The organism is Pseudomonas sp. GW821-FHT09C09, assembly GCF_059418105.1.
This window is the reverse complement of the sequence record NZ_JBWKPF010000004.1, coordinates 176,058-191,364: the sequence shown is the minus strand read 5'-3', so window position 1 is coordinate 191,364 and position 15,307 is coordinate 176,058. Positions and strand designations below refer to the sequence as shown.

Sequence of the window (15,307 nt, the reverse complement as noted above, 5' to 3'; positions counted from 1 at the left end):
GAGTCTCCTTTGTTCTTTGAGCGCCACGGTGGTGGTGAGCGAGTCATCCTCGTTCACTTGGATGGACAGGACCCTGAGGCGCGCGAAGATCCGCAGGAGTTTCAGGAACTGGCAAATTCGGCAGGCGCCGAGACCGTTGCGTTTTTCAACGTACCGCGTCATCGGCCAACCGCCAAATACCTGATCGGCAGCGGCAAGGTCGAGGAACTGCGCGACCTGGTACACGCCGAAGAAGCCGATCTGGTCATCTTCAATCACACCCTTACGCCCAGTCAGGAACGTAACCTCGAACGTGTGTTCGAGTGTCGCGTGATCGACCGTACCGGTCTGATTCTCGATATTTTCGCCCAACGCGCCCGTACCCATGAGGGCAAGCTCCAGGTAGAACTGGCCCAGCTTGACCACATGAGCACCCGGCTGGTCCGCGGCTGGACTCACCTTGAGCGTCAGGGTGGCGGTATCGGCATGCGCGGTCCGGGTGAAACCCAGCTGGAAACCGACCGACGCCTGCTGCGGGTTCGCCTGCGCCAGATCAAGGGCCGGCTGGAAAAAGTGCGCAGTCAGCGCGAACAGTCGCGTCGCGGCCGTTCACGCGCGGATATCCCTACCGTGTCTCTGGTGGGATACACCAACGCCGGTAAATCCACGCTGTTCAATAACGTGACGAAGTCCGAGGTCTATGCGGCCGACCAGTTGTTCGCCACGCTGGACCCGACCCTGCGCCGCCTGGAACTGGACGACCTGGGGCCGATCGTTCTGGCCGACACCGTGGGCTTCATTCGTCATTTGCCGCACAAGCTGGTCGAGGCATTTCGGTCTACGCTCGAAGAGTCGAGCAATTCCGACCTGCTGTTGCACGTGATCGATGCGGCCGAACCGGATCGCATGTTGCAGATCGAGCAGGTAATGGTGGTGCTGGGCGAGATTGGTGCCCAGGACTTGCCGATCCTCGAGGTCTATAACAAACTCGATTTGCTTGAAGGCGTTGAGCCACAAATCCAGCGTGACGAGAACGGCAAGCCTCAACGGGTCTGGTTGTCGGCGCGTGATGGCACTGGTCTGGAATTGCTTGAGCAAGCCATTGCCGAATTGCTGGGCAGTGATTTGTTTGTCGGAACCTTGCGTCTGCCCCAGCGGTTTGCGCGTCTGCGTGCACAGTTCTTCGAACTGGGCGCGGTACAGAAAGAAGAATACGACGAAGAAGGTGTCAGCTTGCTGGCCATTCGATTGCCGCGCTCGGAGCTCAATCGACTGGTCAGTCGTGAAGGCGTTGTGCCGACGGAGTTCATCGAGCAACACACTTTGCAATAAAAGCCTGAAAAAGCGGTTGTGCCGCAACGGCAGGCATTCTGTAGCATTGGTCGGCGCGCCGTGGGTGCGTCTTTGCTTTATCAGATGGAGAGCGCTATGGCTTGGAATGAGCCGGGTGGCAACTCGAACAATCAGGATCCTTGGGGTGGCAAGCGCCGCAATAACGGCGACCGCAAGGGACCACCAGATCTCGACGAGGCCTTCCGAAAGCTGCAGGAAAGCCTGAACGGGTTGTTCGGTGGTGGAAAGAAACGGGGTGGTGATGACGGTGGCGGTTCGGGCAAGAGTGGCGGCTTCGGCGGCCTGCTCGGCATCGGCCTCGTCGTGCTGGCGGCCGTGTGGCTGTACAGCGCGGTGTACGTGGTGGACGAGCAGGAGCAGGCCGTGGTGCTGCGCTTCGGCAAGTACTACGAGACCGTCGGCCCGGGCCTGAACATCTACTTCCCGCCGATCGACAAGAAGTACATGGAAAACGTCACGCGCGAGCGTGCCTACACCAAGCAGGGCCAGATGCTGACCGAAGACGAGAACATCGTCGAAGTGCCGCTGACCGTGCAGTACAAGATCAGCAACCTGCAGGACTTCGTGCTGAACGTCGACCAGCCGGAAATCAGCCTGCAACACGCGACCGACAGTGCGCTGCGCCATGTGGTGGGTTCCACCGCGATGGACCAGGTGCTGACCGAAGGTCGTGAGCTGATGGCCAGCGAGATCAAGGAGCGTCTGCAACGTTTCCTCGATACCTATCGCACCGGTATCACCGTAACCCAGGTCAACGTGCAGAGCGCAGCCGCACCGCGTGAAGTACAGGAAGCCTTCGATGACGTGATCCGCGCCCGTGAAGACGAGCAGCGTTCGCGCAACCAGGCTGAAACCTACGCCAACGGTGTGGTGCCGGAAGCCCGTGGTCAGGCCCAGCGCATCCTCGAAGATGCCAACGGTTACCGCGACGAAACGGTCTCCCGCGCCAAGGGTGAGGCTGATCGCTTCACCAAGCTGGTTGCCGAGTATCGCAAGGCGCCCGAGGTCACTCGTCAGCGTCTGTACCTGGACACCATGCAGGAAGTCTTCAGCAGCACCAGCAAGGTTCTCGTGACCGGCAACAAGAACGGCCAGAGCAACCTGCTTTACCTGCCGCTGGACAAGATGATTCAGAACAGTTCGGGCAGCAGTGCACCGGTCACCGGTTCAGCCGCCGCCAGCAACAACACGGATGTCGTGCCGCATGTCACTGACCTGCCGCAGACACGTACAAGGGAGACCCGCTGATGAGCAATAAATCGCTGATCGCCCTGATCGTTGGCGTTGTTGTGGTACTGGTTGGCTGGAACTGCTTCTACATCGTGGCTCAGACCGAGCGTGCGGTGCTGCTGCAGTTCGGTCGCGTGGTTCAGGCTGACGTTCAGCCGGGTCTGCATGTGAAGGTGCCTTACGTTAACCAGGTGCGTAAATTCGACGCACGTCTGATGACGCTGGATGCACCGACACAACGCTTCCTGACCCTGGAAAAGAAAGCCGTGATGGTCGATGCCTACGCCAAGTGGCGCGTGAAAGATGCCGAGCGCTTCTACACCGCGACTTCCGGCCTCAAGCAGATCGCCGACGAGCGTCTGTCCCGTCGTCTGGAATCGGGCCTGCGTGACCAGTTCGGTAAACGTACTTTGCACGAAGTGGTGTCCGGTGAGCGCGATGCGCTGATGGCCGACATCACGGCGTCGCTGAACAAGATGGCGGAAAAAGAGCTGGGTATCGAAGTGGTCGATGTCCGGGTCAAGGCCATCGACCTGCCGAAGGAAGTGAACCGCAGCGTGTTCGAACGTATGAGCACCGAGCGTGAGCGTGAAGCTCGCGAGCACCGCGCCAAGGGTAACGAGCTGGCCGAAGGCATCCGTGCCGACGCCGATCGTCAACGCCGCGTGCTGCTGGCTGAAGCCTATCGTGAATCCGAAGAGATTCGCGGTGACGGCGATGCCCAGGCCGCTGCGATCTACTCCAAGGCTTACGGTCAGGATCAGGAGTTCTACGGTTTCTACCGCAGCCTGCGCGCCTACCGTGAAAGCTTCGCGAACAAATCCGACGTCATGGTCCTCGACCCAAGCAGCGACTTCTTCCGTTATCTGGAAAAGTCCAAGCCTTGATACGACGTTGACCTGAATCATTCCGCCCGGCGGCTAAAACCTCGGGCGGGGTGATCCTTTCGGAAAACGTGTGTATGATGCGGCAGCCGGGAAATTCCCGGCTTTTTTGCGTCTGCACGTTTGATTGCTGTTTTTGTTGCAGAAGATCGGGTTGAATGGCCCGACAGTTTTTCGAGGAAAGTGATGGGCGAAGCCGGTAACAGGCCTTTCGCCGCGTCGTTCATGCGCGTGCGTTTTGAACGGGCCGGTCATTTTCTGCTTCACTCAAGGCTCGCCCTCGGGCTGGCCGCCCGGATCTAAGGGGAATGGCGTAATGGCAACGGTAGACCGCTGGCTGCTGCCAGATGGCATCGAAGAAGTACTGCCACCGGAAGCGGCGCGCATTGAAGTCGCGCGTCGTCAGGTGTTGGATCTGTTCCAGAGCTGGGGTTACGAGTTTGTCGTGACTCCCCATATCGAGTACCTGGAATCCCTGCTGACCGGCGCGGGCCAGGACCTGGATCTGCGTACCTTCAAGGTCATCGACCCGCAATCGGGCCGGCAGATGGGTTTCCGTGCCGACATCACGCCGCAAGTGGCGCGCATCGATGCGCACACCCTGCGTCGCGAAGGCCCGAGCCGTCTGTGCTACGCCGGCAGCGTGTTGCATGCCCAGCCGCGTGCCTTGTCGTCCTCGCGCAGCCCGATCCAGTTGGGCGCCGAGTTGTACGGCGATGCGAGCCCGAGCAGCGACGTTGAAGTCATCAGCCTGATGCTGGCCATGCTGCAACTGGCCGATGTGCCGGACGTGCACATGGATCTGGGGCATGTCGGCATCTACCGTGGTCTGGCCCAGGCGGCCGGTCTGTCGGGTGAAGTCGAGCAGCAGCTGTTCGATGCGTTGCAACGCAAGGCCATCGACGAGGTCATTACCCTGACCGAGGGCCTGCCGGCCGATCTGTCCGGCATGCTGCGTGCGCTGGTCGACCTGTGCGGCGGCCGTGAAGTATTGAGCGCTGCCCGCGAGCGTCTGGCCAATGCGCCGGCGCCGGTACTGGCGGCACTGGAAGATTTGCTGGCGATCGCCGAGCGACTGTCGGCGCGCTTCCCGGAGCTGCCGCTGTACTTCGATCTGGGCGAGCTGCGCGGTTACCACTACCACACCGGTGTGGTGTTCGCCGTGTTCGTGCCGGGTGTCGGCCAGTCCATTGCTCAGGGCGGTCGCTACGACGACATCGGCGCCGACTTCGGTCGCGCCCGTCCGGCAACCGGCTTTTCCACCGATTTGAAAACCCTGGTGACCCTGGGGCGTGCTGAGGTCGAGCTACCGTCTGGCGGTATCTGGATGCCTGACAGTACGGATGCGGCACTCTGGCAGCAGGTTTGCCAGTTGCGCAGTGAGGGTCAGCGTGTCGTTCAGGCATTGCCTGGACAACCTTTGGCCGCCGCCCGTGATGCGGACTGCGACCGGCAATTGATCCAGCAGAACGGGCTTTGGCAAGTATCGCCACTGGCTTCTTGAGTTTTCCTGCCGGCCACCGCCGGCACCAAGTTTGCGCGAATGAGGACAAGTGTTATGGGTAAGAATGTCGTAGTCCTGGGCACCCAGTGGGGTGATGAGGGCAAAGGCAAGATCGTTGATCTGCTGACCGAACATGCTGCCGCCGTAGTGCGCTACCAAGGTGGCCACAACGCTGGCCACACACTGGTGATCGACGGTGAGAAAACCGTCCTGCACCTGATCCCGTCGGGCGTGCTGCGCGAAGGCGTGCAGTGCCTGATCGGCAACGGCGTGGTGGTTGCACCTGACGCCCTGCTGCGCGAGATCACCAAGCTGGAAGAGAAAGGCGTACCGGTGCGCGAGCGTCTGCGTATCAGCCCGTCCTGCCCGCTGATCCTGTCCTTCCACGTGGCGCTGGACCAGGCCCGTGAAAAGGCCCGTGGCGAGTTGAAGATCGGTACCACCGGTCGCGGCATCGGCCCGGCTTACGAAGACAAGGTTGCACGTCGTGGCCTGCGTGTGGGCGACCTGCTCAACATGCCGCGCTTCGAAGACAAGCTGCGTGAACTGGTGGACTACCACAACTTCATGCTGGTCGGTTACTACAAAGAGCCGGCCATCGAGTTCGAAAAGACCCTGGCCGAGTGCAAGGAGTACGCCGAGCTGTTGAAGCCGCTGATGCTGGACGTCACTGCCGAGCTGCACGACCTGCGTCGCGCCGGCAAAGACATCATGTTCGAAGGTGCCCAAGGCTCGTTGCTCGACATCGACCACGGTACCTATCCGTACGTGACCAGCTCCAACACCACCGCCGGTGGCGTGGCGACCGGTTCGGGCGTTGGCCCGATGTTCCTGGACTATATCCTGGGCATCACCAAGGCTTACACCACTCGCGTAGGTTCCGGTCCATTCCCGACCGAGCTGTTCGACGAAGTCGGTGCGCACCTGGCCAAGCAGGGTCACGAGTTCGGTGCGACCACCGGCCGTGCCCGTCGTTGCGGCTGGTTCGACGCCGTTATCCTGCGTCGCGCTATCGATGTGAACAGCATCTCGGGCATCTGCCTGACCAAGCTGGACGTACTCGACGGCCTGGAAACCATCAACATCTGCACCGGCTACAAAGATGCGCAAGGCAACGCCGTAGCGCCGACTGACGCTGACAGCTACGTAGGCCTGCAGCCTGTGTACGAAGAAGTGCCAGGCTGGACCGAGTCGACCGTGGGTGCCAAGACCCTGGAAGAGCTGCCAGCCAACGCTCGCGCCTACATCAAACGCGTTGAAGAGTTGATCGGCGCGCCGATCGACATTATTTCGACGGGCCCGGACCGCAACGAAACCATCGTTCTGCGTCATCCGTTCGCTTGATAAGTCGTTGATGTAAAAACACAAAGGCCCCTTCATCGGGGCCTTTGTCGTTTATGCCTGTTGGACGGCATGACCTTTGCTGTGAATCTGTCTACAAGAGTGCCATCAAATTAATGGCGTCAGAAGTAGAGGGATTCACAGTGTCGGCCGTTCTCTCACTGTTACAAAGCCGTTTGTTGCGGCCCGTATTCGTTACCCTTGGTATCGCCCTTTTGGTGCAGGTGTTGGTGGCCGTTGCCCTGACGCGGAGCACCGTCACCGCGCTGGAAGCCGACCTGGGCACTCGCCTGGGCGCCGACAGCCAGAAGCTCTCCGGTGAGCTGGAGCAGGCCGGGCGTGAAGTCACCTCGAGCCTCGATACCTTATCCACCAATACTCGCCAGCGTTTGACTGCCGGCCTGTCCTCGCGTCTGAAGGACGAGCAGGCACAACTGCGTGCGACCCTGGAAAAAGACCTGAAAGACTCGGCCAACGACATGGCTCAGTTGCTCGCCTCCGTAGCGCCTCGCGCCATGTGGGACAGCGACGTGCCCACCCTGTCCGAATTCGCCCGCCGGGCCCAGCGCAATCCCAACGTGCTGTTCGTGGTTTACGACGACGCCACCGGCCAGCATCTGACCCGCTATCTCAACCGCGAAAACCCGATCAACAAGGCCCTTCTGGAAAAAGGCCAGGGCGAGCGGGCGCTGGATAAGGTGCTGGATGCGGCGAAGAACGATCCGTCGGTCTACTACCTCGAAGCCTCGATCAATCCCAACGGCGTGGAGATCGGCAAGGTGCTGATGGGCGTCTCGACGGCCTCGGTGGACACCGATCTGGCGGCACTCGATCAGCGCTTCTCGGCACTGATCGCCAGCAGTGATCAACTGGTCGGCGACAGCCTCAAGGGCGCCGCCGCCGACAGCGCCACGGCCATGCGTGCGCGCCTGCAGTCGGCGCAATCCACGGCTGCAGAGATGAAAGCCAACACGACCAACACCGTACAGGACGCCGCAGCCACGCTGCGCTGGCGTATCGGCATGGGGCTGGCGCTGGTCGGCGCTGGCGTGCTGTTGCTGCTGGCGGTGGTTCTCGGCCACCGCGTGGTCAATCGCTTGAAGATGCTCAACGCCGCCATGGATGACCTGGCGGCAGGCGAGGGTGACCTGACCAAGCGGGTGCAGATCAACAGCAAGGACGAAATCGGTGACATGGCTTCGGCGGTCAACCGCTTTGTGGATAAGTTGCAGCCGATCGTGCGCGAGGCCGGAGATGTGGCTCAGCGCACGGGTGTGGAAATCGGCGCGATGACGCTGCGCAATGCCGGTGCCGATGCGGCTGCCGGGATGCAGCGTGATGAAGTCGCCGAAAGTCTGCGCGCGCTGTCGCAAATGGCTGATGAGGCGCAGTCGGAAAGCCATGCGATGCAGGCGGCGCTGAAGCAGGTGGTGGATATTCGTCAGGCCACCGATGAGAACACCCGCACGTCGGCCAAGGTCGGCAGCCTGATCGAGGCTTTGGCGGGGCAGGTCGATACCGGGGCGAAAGTCATTGAGCGGCTGGCACAGCAGAGTGAGCAGATCGAAGTGGTGCTGACCGTGATTCACGGTATCGCCGAGCAGACCAACTTGCTGGCGCTCAACGCCGCCATCGAAGCGGCCCGGGCCGGTGAAACCGGTCGCGGTTTTGCGGTGGTGGCGGACGAAGTCCGGGCGCTGGCGAGCAAGACTCAAAGCTCTACCGGCGACATTCAGGCGCACATCGTGGCCTTGCAGCAGGGCGCCCGTGAGGCGGTTGAGGCGATTGGTCAGGCCGGGCGTCAGGCCAGCGAAGGTTTGCTGGTGCTGCGTGACAGCGCGCGGTTGCAGCAGTCGGTGCAGGCGTCGGTCGAGCAGGTGCATGCGGCGATTGGTCTGGCGACTCAGGCAGCGGCGCATCAGGCGCAGGGGGCGCAGGCCGTGCGCGGTCGGGTCGAGACGATTCATGCCCAGGCGGAGAAGGCCGCTCAGGCGGTGGTCGAGACCACGGCCAGCGGCAAGGTGCTGGACGGTCTGGCGGCGCAGCTCAAAGCCAGCCTGGGGCAGTTCCGGGCCTGATATCACGGGCAAAAAAAATCGCAGCTTCGGCTGCGATTTTTTTATCGGCTCAAATACATCCGGGTTGTCAGCAGGTAGACGGGTAGTCCCGACACCACGATCAACAACGCGGCATAAGGCGCCGCTGCTGCGAACTCGACATTCGCGGTGTGTGCCCAGACTTCGGTCGCCAAGGTGTTGAGCCCGGTCGGACTCAGCAGCAGCGTCGCCGTCAGTTCCTTCATGGCATCCAGAAACACCAGTGCGAACGCCGCGCCCAGTGCGGGGAAGATGATCGGCAGGGTCACTCGGCAGAACGCCGTGAACGACGACGCGCCCAGAGTGCGGGCGGCTTCTTCCAGTTGGGGGGCTGCCTTGTTCAGCGCTGTGCGGATCGGCGCCTGAGCCAGTGGCAGGAACAGCAGCGCATACGCGATCAGCAACAACATGGACGTCTGATACAGCGCCGGCACGTAATGCAGGGCGAAATACACCAGCGTCAGCGCAATCACCAGCCCCGGCAGCGCATGCAGCAGATAGGGCAGACGTTCGGCCCAGATCGCCAGTTGGCCTTTGTAGCGCACCACCAGCAATCCGACCGGTACCGCCAGTAGCAGACACAATCCCGCGCCACCCAGCGACAGCGCAAGCGAAGACAGCAAGGCTTCGGTGATCGCTGCAACGGGGAATGCCGCTGAAGATCCCACTGCGAGCCAATACGCCAGCATCCCCAGCGGAATCCCGCTGCCAACAATCGCCAACGTCAGGCAATAAAGCTGACCGGCAATTGCCCACGGTCCGAGTTGCACTTGCTCGGCCCGACGCGCCGCACCCTGGCCGGTTCGCACGTGACGTCCCTTGCCACGCACCCGCAGTTCCAGCCACAGCAGCATCAAACACAGCGCCAGCAGCACCGCCGACAGCATCGCTGCGTTGGCATTGCTGAATTCCAGCTCGAATTGCTGATAGATCGCGGTGGTGAAGGTTTGCAGGCCAATGATCGACAGTGCGCCGAATTCCACCAGCATGTGCAACGCAATCAGCAGCGAACCGGCCAGCAGCGAAGGCCAGAGCAGGGGCAAGGTGACGCGGAAAAACACGCCCCAGCGATTCTGTCCCAGTGTCCTTGCCGACTCTTCAAGGGAAGGGTCGAGATTGCGCAGAGTGGCTGCCACCGGAAGAAAGATCAGAGGATATTTAGACAGACTCATCACCAGGATCGCCCCGCCGAGTCCTTCGAACTGCGCGCTGAGCGATACCCAGGTAAAGCTGCTGACGAATGCCGGTACCGCAAACGGCAAACACAGAATCACGCCCCACAAACGCCGGCCCGGCAGGTTGCTGCGCTCCAGCAACCATGCCAGCGACAGGCCGATCACGCCGCAAGTCACGGTTACGCCGACCATCAGTGCCAGTGTGTTGCGCAGCAGGCCGAACACGTAAGGGCGCCACAGCAAATGCAGCGCCTCGGACCAGCCCGCCTGCCAGGCTTTGAGGCCGACATAGGCCAGCGGCAACAGGCTCATCACTACCAGCAGCAATACCGGCAGGACCAGCCAGATCGAAGGCCGCTTGCGCCGTGGCACGTAACCCCCGCGCGTGGCGGGGGCGGATAACGAGGCGCTCATCAGTTCAGGCCAACTTCGCGTTCCAGATCCAGCGCTTCTTCGGCGTTGCCGAGATCAGCCGGCGTGACGTCCGGCGCTTCCAGTTCACTGAAAGGCTTGAGGCCGCGATCCGACTCCATGCCGTTGTGCAACGGATACTCGGCGGTGGTCTGGGTGATCACGCGCTGGCCTTCCTCGCTGGCCATGTAGGCGAGAAATTGCTGGGCTTCTTTTGGATGTTTGCTGGACTTCAGCACCGCGGCGCTGGAGACGGTGATCAAGCCGCCCACGTCGCCGCCGGTGAAGTAATGCAGTTTGGAGTCGAGCTTGCCTTTCTCCCGCTGCAGGGCGAACCAGTAGTAGTTGTTCACCAATACGGTGGCGACTTCGCCGTTTTCCACAGCCTTGAGGGCGACCATATTGTTGCTGTAGGTCTTGCCGAAGGCGCGCAGGCCGGTCAGCCATTCTTCGGCGGCTTCACGACCATGCTTTTTGATGATGGCGACGGCTTGTTCCTGGAAGGCACCGCTGGTGGGCACGAAGCCGACCTTGCCTTGCCACTGCGGATCGGCGAAATCCAGCACCGACTTGGGCAGGTCTTTTTCATCGACCAGTTTCGGGTTGAAGGCGACTACGCGAACCCGTGCGGTGACGCCGATCCAGGTGCCATTGCCGGCGACGTATTTTTTCGGCAGGACTGCCAGAGTGGCATCGTCGCTCTTGGCCAGCAGGCCGAGTTCACCGAGGTTGTTCAGTGGCGGGGATTCTTCGGTGTAGATCACGTCGGCGGGGGAGCGGTCGCCTTCTTCGATGATCTGGCTGGCAAGCTGGTTGCTGCTGCCCTTGCGTACATTGACGTGAATACCGGTCTTGGCTTCGAAAGCCTTGGCGATCGCGTCGCCGACTTCCTTGTGTTGACCGTTGTAGAGAGTCAGGGAAACCGCATCGGCAGCCTGGGTGAGGGGAGTGGCGAGTGCCAGGCCGAGCAGGGTGAAGGTCAAGCCGCGGCGCAGGGTATTTCGAAACATCATTCGCAGGGTTCCTCACTGTCGCATTGCAAAAACTTGCAACAATGATAAACGATATCGTTTCTCAAATGCTCATTGCGAGCAGGATAAGGGTTTGGTAGGGCTGCTTGAGTTTTTCAGGAAGCCAGAAACGCAAAAACCCGCTTTCGCGGGTTTTTGTGAGATTCAAGATCGTAACCTTGAATTTGAATTGGTGCCCAGAAGAAGACTCGAACTTCCACGACCGTAAGGTCACCAGCACCTGAAGCTGGCGTGTCTACCAATTTCACCATCTGGGCTTCATCTTCAGCGTTGCCGCTGTTGATGTGGCGCACTATACGGAGCGCCTTTTGATCTGTAAACCCCTGATTTGATTTTAATAAATCAATTTCAGAAAAAAGTCGGGACGCAGAATGCAAAAAACCCGCTTTCGCGGGTTTTTGTGTGAGTCTTGAAACTGATCTAGTCTCAAACTCGAAATTGGTGCCCAGGAGAAGACTCGAACTTCCACGACCGTAAGGTCACCAGCACCTGAAGCTGGCGTGTCTACCAATTTCACCACCTGGGCATCTCGACAGTGTCTGTACGTCGTCGATGGCGCGCACTATACGGAGCGTCTTTTTAACTGTAAACCCCTGCCAGCAAAAAAATTGGTTTTTTTTACCAGCGGTGTTCAAAACGCCTTTCAGACGTCGATACAAGGCTCCAGACGCGCCTTATAGAGTCGGAAATTTCCCGTTTGATGGCGCCTATGCCAAACTAACCCGCATATAGACAAGGTGAAAACTCTCTAATGGCCGATTGGCAGTCCCTCGATCCCGAGGCCGCTCGTGAAGCGGAAAAATATGAAAACCCTATTCCCAGCCGCGAACTGATCCTTCAGCACCTTGCTGATCGGGGTTCGCCTGCTGCCCGCGAGCAACTGGTCGAAGAATTTGGTCTGACCACAGAAGACCAGGTCGAAGCCCTGCGCCGCCGCCTGCGCGCCATGGAGCGCGACGCTCAACTGATCTACACCCGCCGTGGTACTTATGCACCGGTGGACAAGCTCGACCTGATCCTCGGCCGCATCAGCGGTCACCGCGACGGCTTCGGCTTCCTGGTGCCGGACGACGGCTCCGACGACCTGTTCATGAGCCCGGCGCAGATGCGTCTGGTGTTCGACGGTGACCGGGCCCTGGCTCGTGTGTCTGGCCTGGACCGTCGCGGTCGCCGCGAAGGCGTGATCGTCGAAGTGGTGTCCCGTGCCCACGAAAGCATCGTTGGCCGTTACTTCGAAGAGGGCGGCATCGGCTTCGTGGTCGCGGACAATCCGAAGATCCAGCAGGAAGTGCTGGTGACCCCGGGTCGCAACGCCAACGCCCAGATCGGTCAGTTCGTCGAGGTGAAAATCACCCACTGGCCGACTCCGCGCTTCCAGCCGCAAGGCGATGTGATCGAAGTCGTCGGCAACTACATGGCGCCGGGCATGGAAATCGATGTCGCCCTGCGCACCTACGACATTCCGCACGTCTGGCCTGAAGCCGTTCTGAAGGAAGCCGGCAAGCTCAAGCCGGAAGTCGAAGAGAAAGACAAAGAGAAACGCGTCGACCTGCGCCATCTGCCGTTCGTCACCATCGACGGTGAAGATGCCCGCGACTTCGACGACGCGGTCTACTGCGAATCCAAGCCAGGCAAGTTGCGTCTGTTCTCCGGCGGCTGGAAGTTGTACGTGGCGATTGCCGACGTTTCCAGCTACGTGAAGATCGGCTCGGCCCTGGACAACGAAGCCCAGGTGCGCGGCAACTCGGTGTATTTCCCCGAGCGCGTGGTGCCGATGCTGCCGGAGCAACTCTCCAACGGCCTGTGCTCGCTGAACCCGCACGTTGACCGTCTGGCCATGGTTTGCGAGATGACCATCTCCAAATCCGGCGAAATGACCGACTACTGCTTCTATGAAGCGGTGATCCACTCCCACGCCCGTCTGACCTACAACAAGGTCAGCGCGATGCTGGAAACGCCGAAAGCGACTGAAGCTCGCAAGCTTCGCGGCGAATACACCGACGTCCTGCCGCACCTCAAACAGCTCTACGCGTTGTACAAGGTATTGCTGGCTGCCCGTCACGTGCGTGGCGCGATCGATTTCGAAACGCAGGAAACCCGGATCATATTCGGTTCCGAGCGCAAGATTGCCGAAATCCGTCCGACCACCCGTAATGACGCGCACAAGCTGATCGAGGAATGCATGCTGGCGGCCAACGTGGCTACCGCCGAATTCCTGAAGAAGCACGAAATCCCTGCGCTGTACCGTGTTCACGATGGTCCGCCGCCGGAGCGTCTGGAAAAACTGCGTGCGTTCCTGGGTGAACTCGGCCTGTCCCTGCATAAAGGCAAGGACGGCCCGACGCCGAAGGACTATCAGGCCCTGCTGGCCAGCATCAAGGACCGTCCGGATTTCCATCTGATCCAGACCGTGATGCTGCGCTCCCTGAGCCAGGCGGTGTACAGCGCCCAGAACGAAGGCCACTTCGGCCTGAATTACGAAGCCTATACCCACTTCACCTCGCCGATCCGTCGTTACCCGGACCTGCTCACGCACCGCGCGATCCGCAGCGTGATCCATTCGAAACAGGACACCCCGCACGTTCGCCGTGCCGGCGCGATGACCATTCCGAAGGCGCGCATCTATCCGTACGATGAGGCGGCGCTGGAGCAACTCGGCGAGCAGTGCTCGATGAGCGAGCGTCGTGCCGACGAAGCGACCCGCGACGTGGTGAACTGGCTCAAGTGCGAGTTCATGAAAGACCGCGTAGGCGAATCGTTCCCGGGCGTGATCACTGCCGTGACCGGTTTCGGCCTGTTCGTCGAACTGACCGATATCTATGTCGAAGGTCTGGTGCACGTGACGGCGCTGCCGGGCGACTACTATCACTTCGACCCTGTGCATCACCGCCTGGCGGGCGAGCGCACCGGCCGCAGCTTCCGTCTTGGCGATACCGTTGAAGTGCGCGTCATGCGCGTCGATCTCGACGAGCGCAAGATCGACTTCGAGATGGCGGAAAAAACCATCAGCGCGCCAATCGGCCGCAAGAAGCGTGGTGCCGAAACCGCTGCCCCAGCGGCCAAGGCTGTGGAAGAAAAGACTCCGGCCAAAACCGCCAGCCGTCGTCCGGCCAAGGAAAAGGTCGCCGAGGCCTATCGCCCGAGCGATGCCGTGGCGAAAAACGCCGAGTTGCGCAAAAGCCGTGAAATGAAGAAGGCCTTGCTGGCCGACGCCAAAAACGGTGGTAAAGCGGCGTCCGGGGGAAAGACCGGACGGTCGGCGCCTGAAAAGGCCTCCGGCAGCAAGCCAGGCAAACCGAGCAAACACCGCAAGGGCCCGCCAAAAGCGGGTTCCGCTCCAGCCAAAAGCGGCGGAGCACGTAAACCGAAGGCGAAGTCATGAGTCAGTTGGAAAAAATCTACGGCGTTCACGCGGTAGAAGCGTTGCTGCGTCACCACCCTAAACGCGTCAAGCAGATCTGGCTGGCTGAAAGCCGCAACGATCCACGGGTGCAGACGCTGATCGAGCTGGCCAACGAAAACCGGGTCCAGATCGGTCAGGCCGAGCGCCGCGAAATGGACGCCTGGGTCGAAGGCGTGCACCAGGGCGTGGTGGCGGACGTCAGTCCGAGCCAGGTCTGGGGCGAAGCGATGCTCGACGAGCTGCTCGATCGCACCGAAGGCGCGCCACTGCTGCTGGTGCTCGACGGCGTGACCGATCCGCACAACCTCGGCGCCTGCCTGCGTTCGGCGGACGCTGCCGGTGCGCTGGCGGTCATCGTGCCGAAAGACAAGTCGGCCACGCTGACGCCGGTCGTGCGTAAAGTGGCCTGCGGCGCGGCGGAAGTGATTCCACTGGTGGCCGTGACCAACCTTGCGCGCACCCTGGAAAAGCTTCAGCAACGTGGTCTGTGGGTTGTCGGCACGGCAGGTGAGGCCGAGGTCAGCATCTATGACCAGGACCTGACCGGCCCGACCATCCTGATCATGGGCGCCGAAGGCAAAGGCATGCGTCGCCTGACCCGTGAACATTGCGACTACCTGGTGAACCTGCCGATGGCCGGTAGCGTCAGCAGTCTCAACGTTTCCGTGGCAACAGGCGTGTGCCTGTTCGAGGCCCAGCGCCAGCGCGGTGCCAAGGCCAAGGCGGCTGCCAAAAAGGCTTAAGCCTCGCGCAGTCCAAAATGTGGGAGCGAGCCTGCTCGCGATAGCGGAGTTACATTCAGCATCATTGTTGGATGTTAAGCCGCCATCGCGAGCAGGCTCGCTCCCACAGTGTTTTCTGGTGTGGCAGAAAGTGTGGCTGTTCAAATAATCACCAATT

The 15,307-nt window shown here is 60.8% G+C and carries 10 protein-coding genes and 2 tRNA genes; 8 read left to right on the top strand and 4 right to left on the bottom strand.

Features of this window, described 5'->3' with window-relative positions:
• Positions 1–9 precede the first annotated feature (9 nt).
• From hflX to AC07NR_RS14390, 6 genes are all read left to right on the top strand, one after another.
• On the top strand, positions 10–1,311 hold the full coding sequence (hflX, locus tag AC07NR_RS14415) for a ribosome rescue GTPase HflX (RefSeq protein ID WP_064379099.1): 1,302 nt from the start codon (positions 10–12) through the stop codon (positions 1,309–1,311).
• Between the two features lie 96 nt (positions 1,312–1,407).
• Entirely contained in the window at positions 1,408–2,580 is a 1,173-nt protein-coding gene (gene hflK / locus AC07NR_RS14410) for an FtsH protease activity modulator HflK (RefSeq protein WP_085711157.1), read from the top strand.
• A complete protein-coding gene (gene hflC, locus AC07NR_RS14405) occupies positions 2,580–3,449 on the top strand; it encodes a protease modulator HflC (RefSeq protein ID WP_027611416.1) in 870 nt (289 codons plus the stop codon). The genes hflK and hflC overlap by 1 nt, the downstream gene beginning before the upstream one ends.
• A 313-nt stretch (positions 3,450–3,762) precedes the next feature.
• Positions 3,763–4,950: an ATP phosphoribosyltransferase regulatory subunit gene (locus AC07NR_RS14400; RefSeq protein WP_114881212.1), complete on the top strand. Its 1,188-nt coding sequence runs from the start codon at positions 3,763–3,765 to the stop codon at positions 4,948–4,950.
• Between the two features lie 54 nt (positions 4,951–5,004).
• Positions 5,005–6,294 carry an adenylosuccinate synthase gene (locus AC07NR_RS14395; RefSeq protein ID WP_085711159.1) on the top strand — a complete coding sequence of 430 codons (1,290 nt, stop codon included), beginning with the start codon at positions 5,005–5,007 and terminating at the stop codon, positions 6,292–6,294.
• Between the two features lie 140 nt (positions 6,295–6,434).
• Positions 6,435–8,369 carry a methyl-accepting chemotaxis protein gene (locus AC07NR_RS14390; protein WP_495078821.1) on the top strand — a complete coding sequence of 645 codons (1,935 nt, stop codon included), beginning with the start codon at positions 6,435–6,437 and terminating at the stop codon, positions 8,367–8,369.
• A gap of 41 nt (positions 8,370–8,410) precedes the next feature.
• Here the strand turns inward: AC07NR_RS14390 and AC07NR_RS14385 are convergent, their stop codons facing one another.
• From AC07NR_RS14385 to AC07NR_RS14370, 4 genes are all read right to left on the bottom strand, one after another.
• A complete protein-coding gene (locus AC07NR_RS14385; RefSeq protein WP_495078820.1) occupies positions 8,411–9,976 on the bottom strand; it encodes an ABC transporter permease in 1,566 nt (521 codons plus the stop codon).
• Positions 9,976–10,986 carry an extracellular solute-binding protein gene (locus AC07NR_RS14380; protein WP_423204786.1) on the bottom strand — a complete coding sequence of 337 codons (1,011 nt, stop codon included), beginning with the start codon at positions 10,984–10,986 and terminating at the stop codon, positions 9,976–9,978. The genes AC07NR_RS14385 and AC07NR_RS14380 overlap by 1 nt, the downstream gene beginning before the upstream one ends.
• A 188-nt stretch (positions 10,987–11,174) precedes the next feature.
• Positions 11,175–11,261: transfer RNA gene (locus AC07NR_RS14375), tRNA-Leu, on the bottom strand.
• Positions 11,262–11,443: 182 nt separating this feature from the next.
• Positions 11,444–11,530, bottom strand: a tRNA-Leu gene (locus AC07NR_RS14370).
• A 225-nt stretch (positions 11,531–11,755) separates the two neighbouring features.
• Here AC07NR_RS14370 and rnr point away from each other — a divergent pair.
• Both rnr and rlmB read left to right on the top strand, forming a co-directional pair.
• Complete coding sequence (gene rnr, locus AC07NR_RS14365; protein ID WP_495078819.1) at positions 11,756–14,386, top strand: ribonuclease R; 2,631 nt, start codon at positions 11,756–11,758, stop codon at positions 14,384–14,386.
• Entirely contained in the window at positions 14,383–15,150 is a 768-nt protein-coding gene (rlmB, locus tag AC07NR_RS14360; RefSeq protein WP_007967448.1) for a 23S rRNA (guanosine(2251)-2'-O)-methyltransferase RlmB, read from the top strand. Before rnr ends, rlmB begins: the two co-directional genes overlap by 4 nt.
• The last annotated feature ends 157 nt before the right edge of the window (positions 15,151–15,307 follow it).

Excerpts from the sequence above, each read along its gene's own strand:
- AC07NR_RS14395 (WP_085711159.1), top strand. The coding sequence starts at position 5,005 with ATGGGTAAGAATGTCGTAGTCCTGGGCACCCAGTGGGGTGATGAGGGC.
- hflC (WP_027611416.1), top strand. The coding sequence starts at position 2,580 with ATGAGCAATAAATCGCTGATCGCCCTGATCGTTGGCGTTGTTGTGGTA.
- rnr (WP_495078819.1), top strand. The coding sequence starts at position 11,756 with ATGGCCGATTGGCAGTCCCTCGATCCCGAGGCCGCTCGTGAAGCGGAA.
- hflK (WP_085711157.1), top strand. The coding sequence starts at position 1,408 with ATGGCTTGGAATGAGCCGGGTGGCAACTCGAACAATCAGGATCCTTGG.
- rlmB (WP_007967448.1), top strand. The coding sequence starts at position 14,383 with ATGAGTCAGTTGGAAAAAATCTACGGCGTTCACGCGGTAGAAGCGTTG.
- AC07NR_RS14380 (WP_423204786.1), bottom strand. The coding sequence starts at position 10,986 with ATGATGTTTCGAAATACCCTGCGCCGCGGCTTGACCTTCACCCTGCTC.
- AC07NR_RS14400 (WP_114881212.1), top strand. The coding sequence starts at position 3,763 with ATGGCAACGGTAGACCGCTGGCTGCTGCCAGATGGCATCGAAGAAGTA.
- AC07NR_RS14385 (WP_495078820.1), bottom strand. The coding sequence starts at position 9,976 with ATGAGCGCCTCGTTATCCGCCCCCGCCACGCGCGGGGGTTACGTGCCA.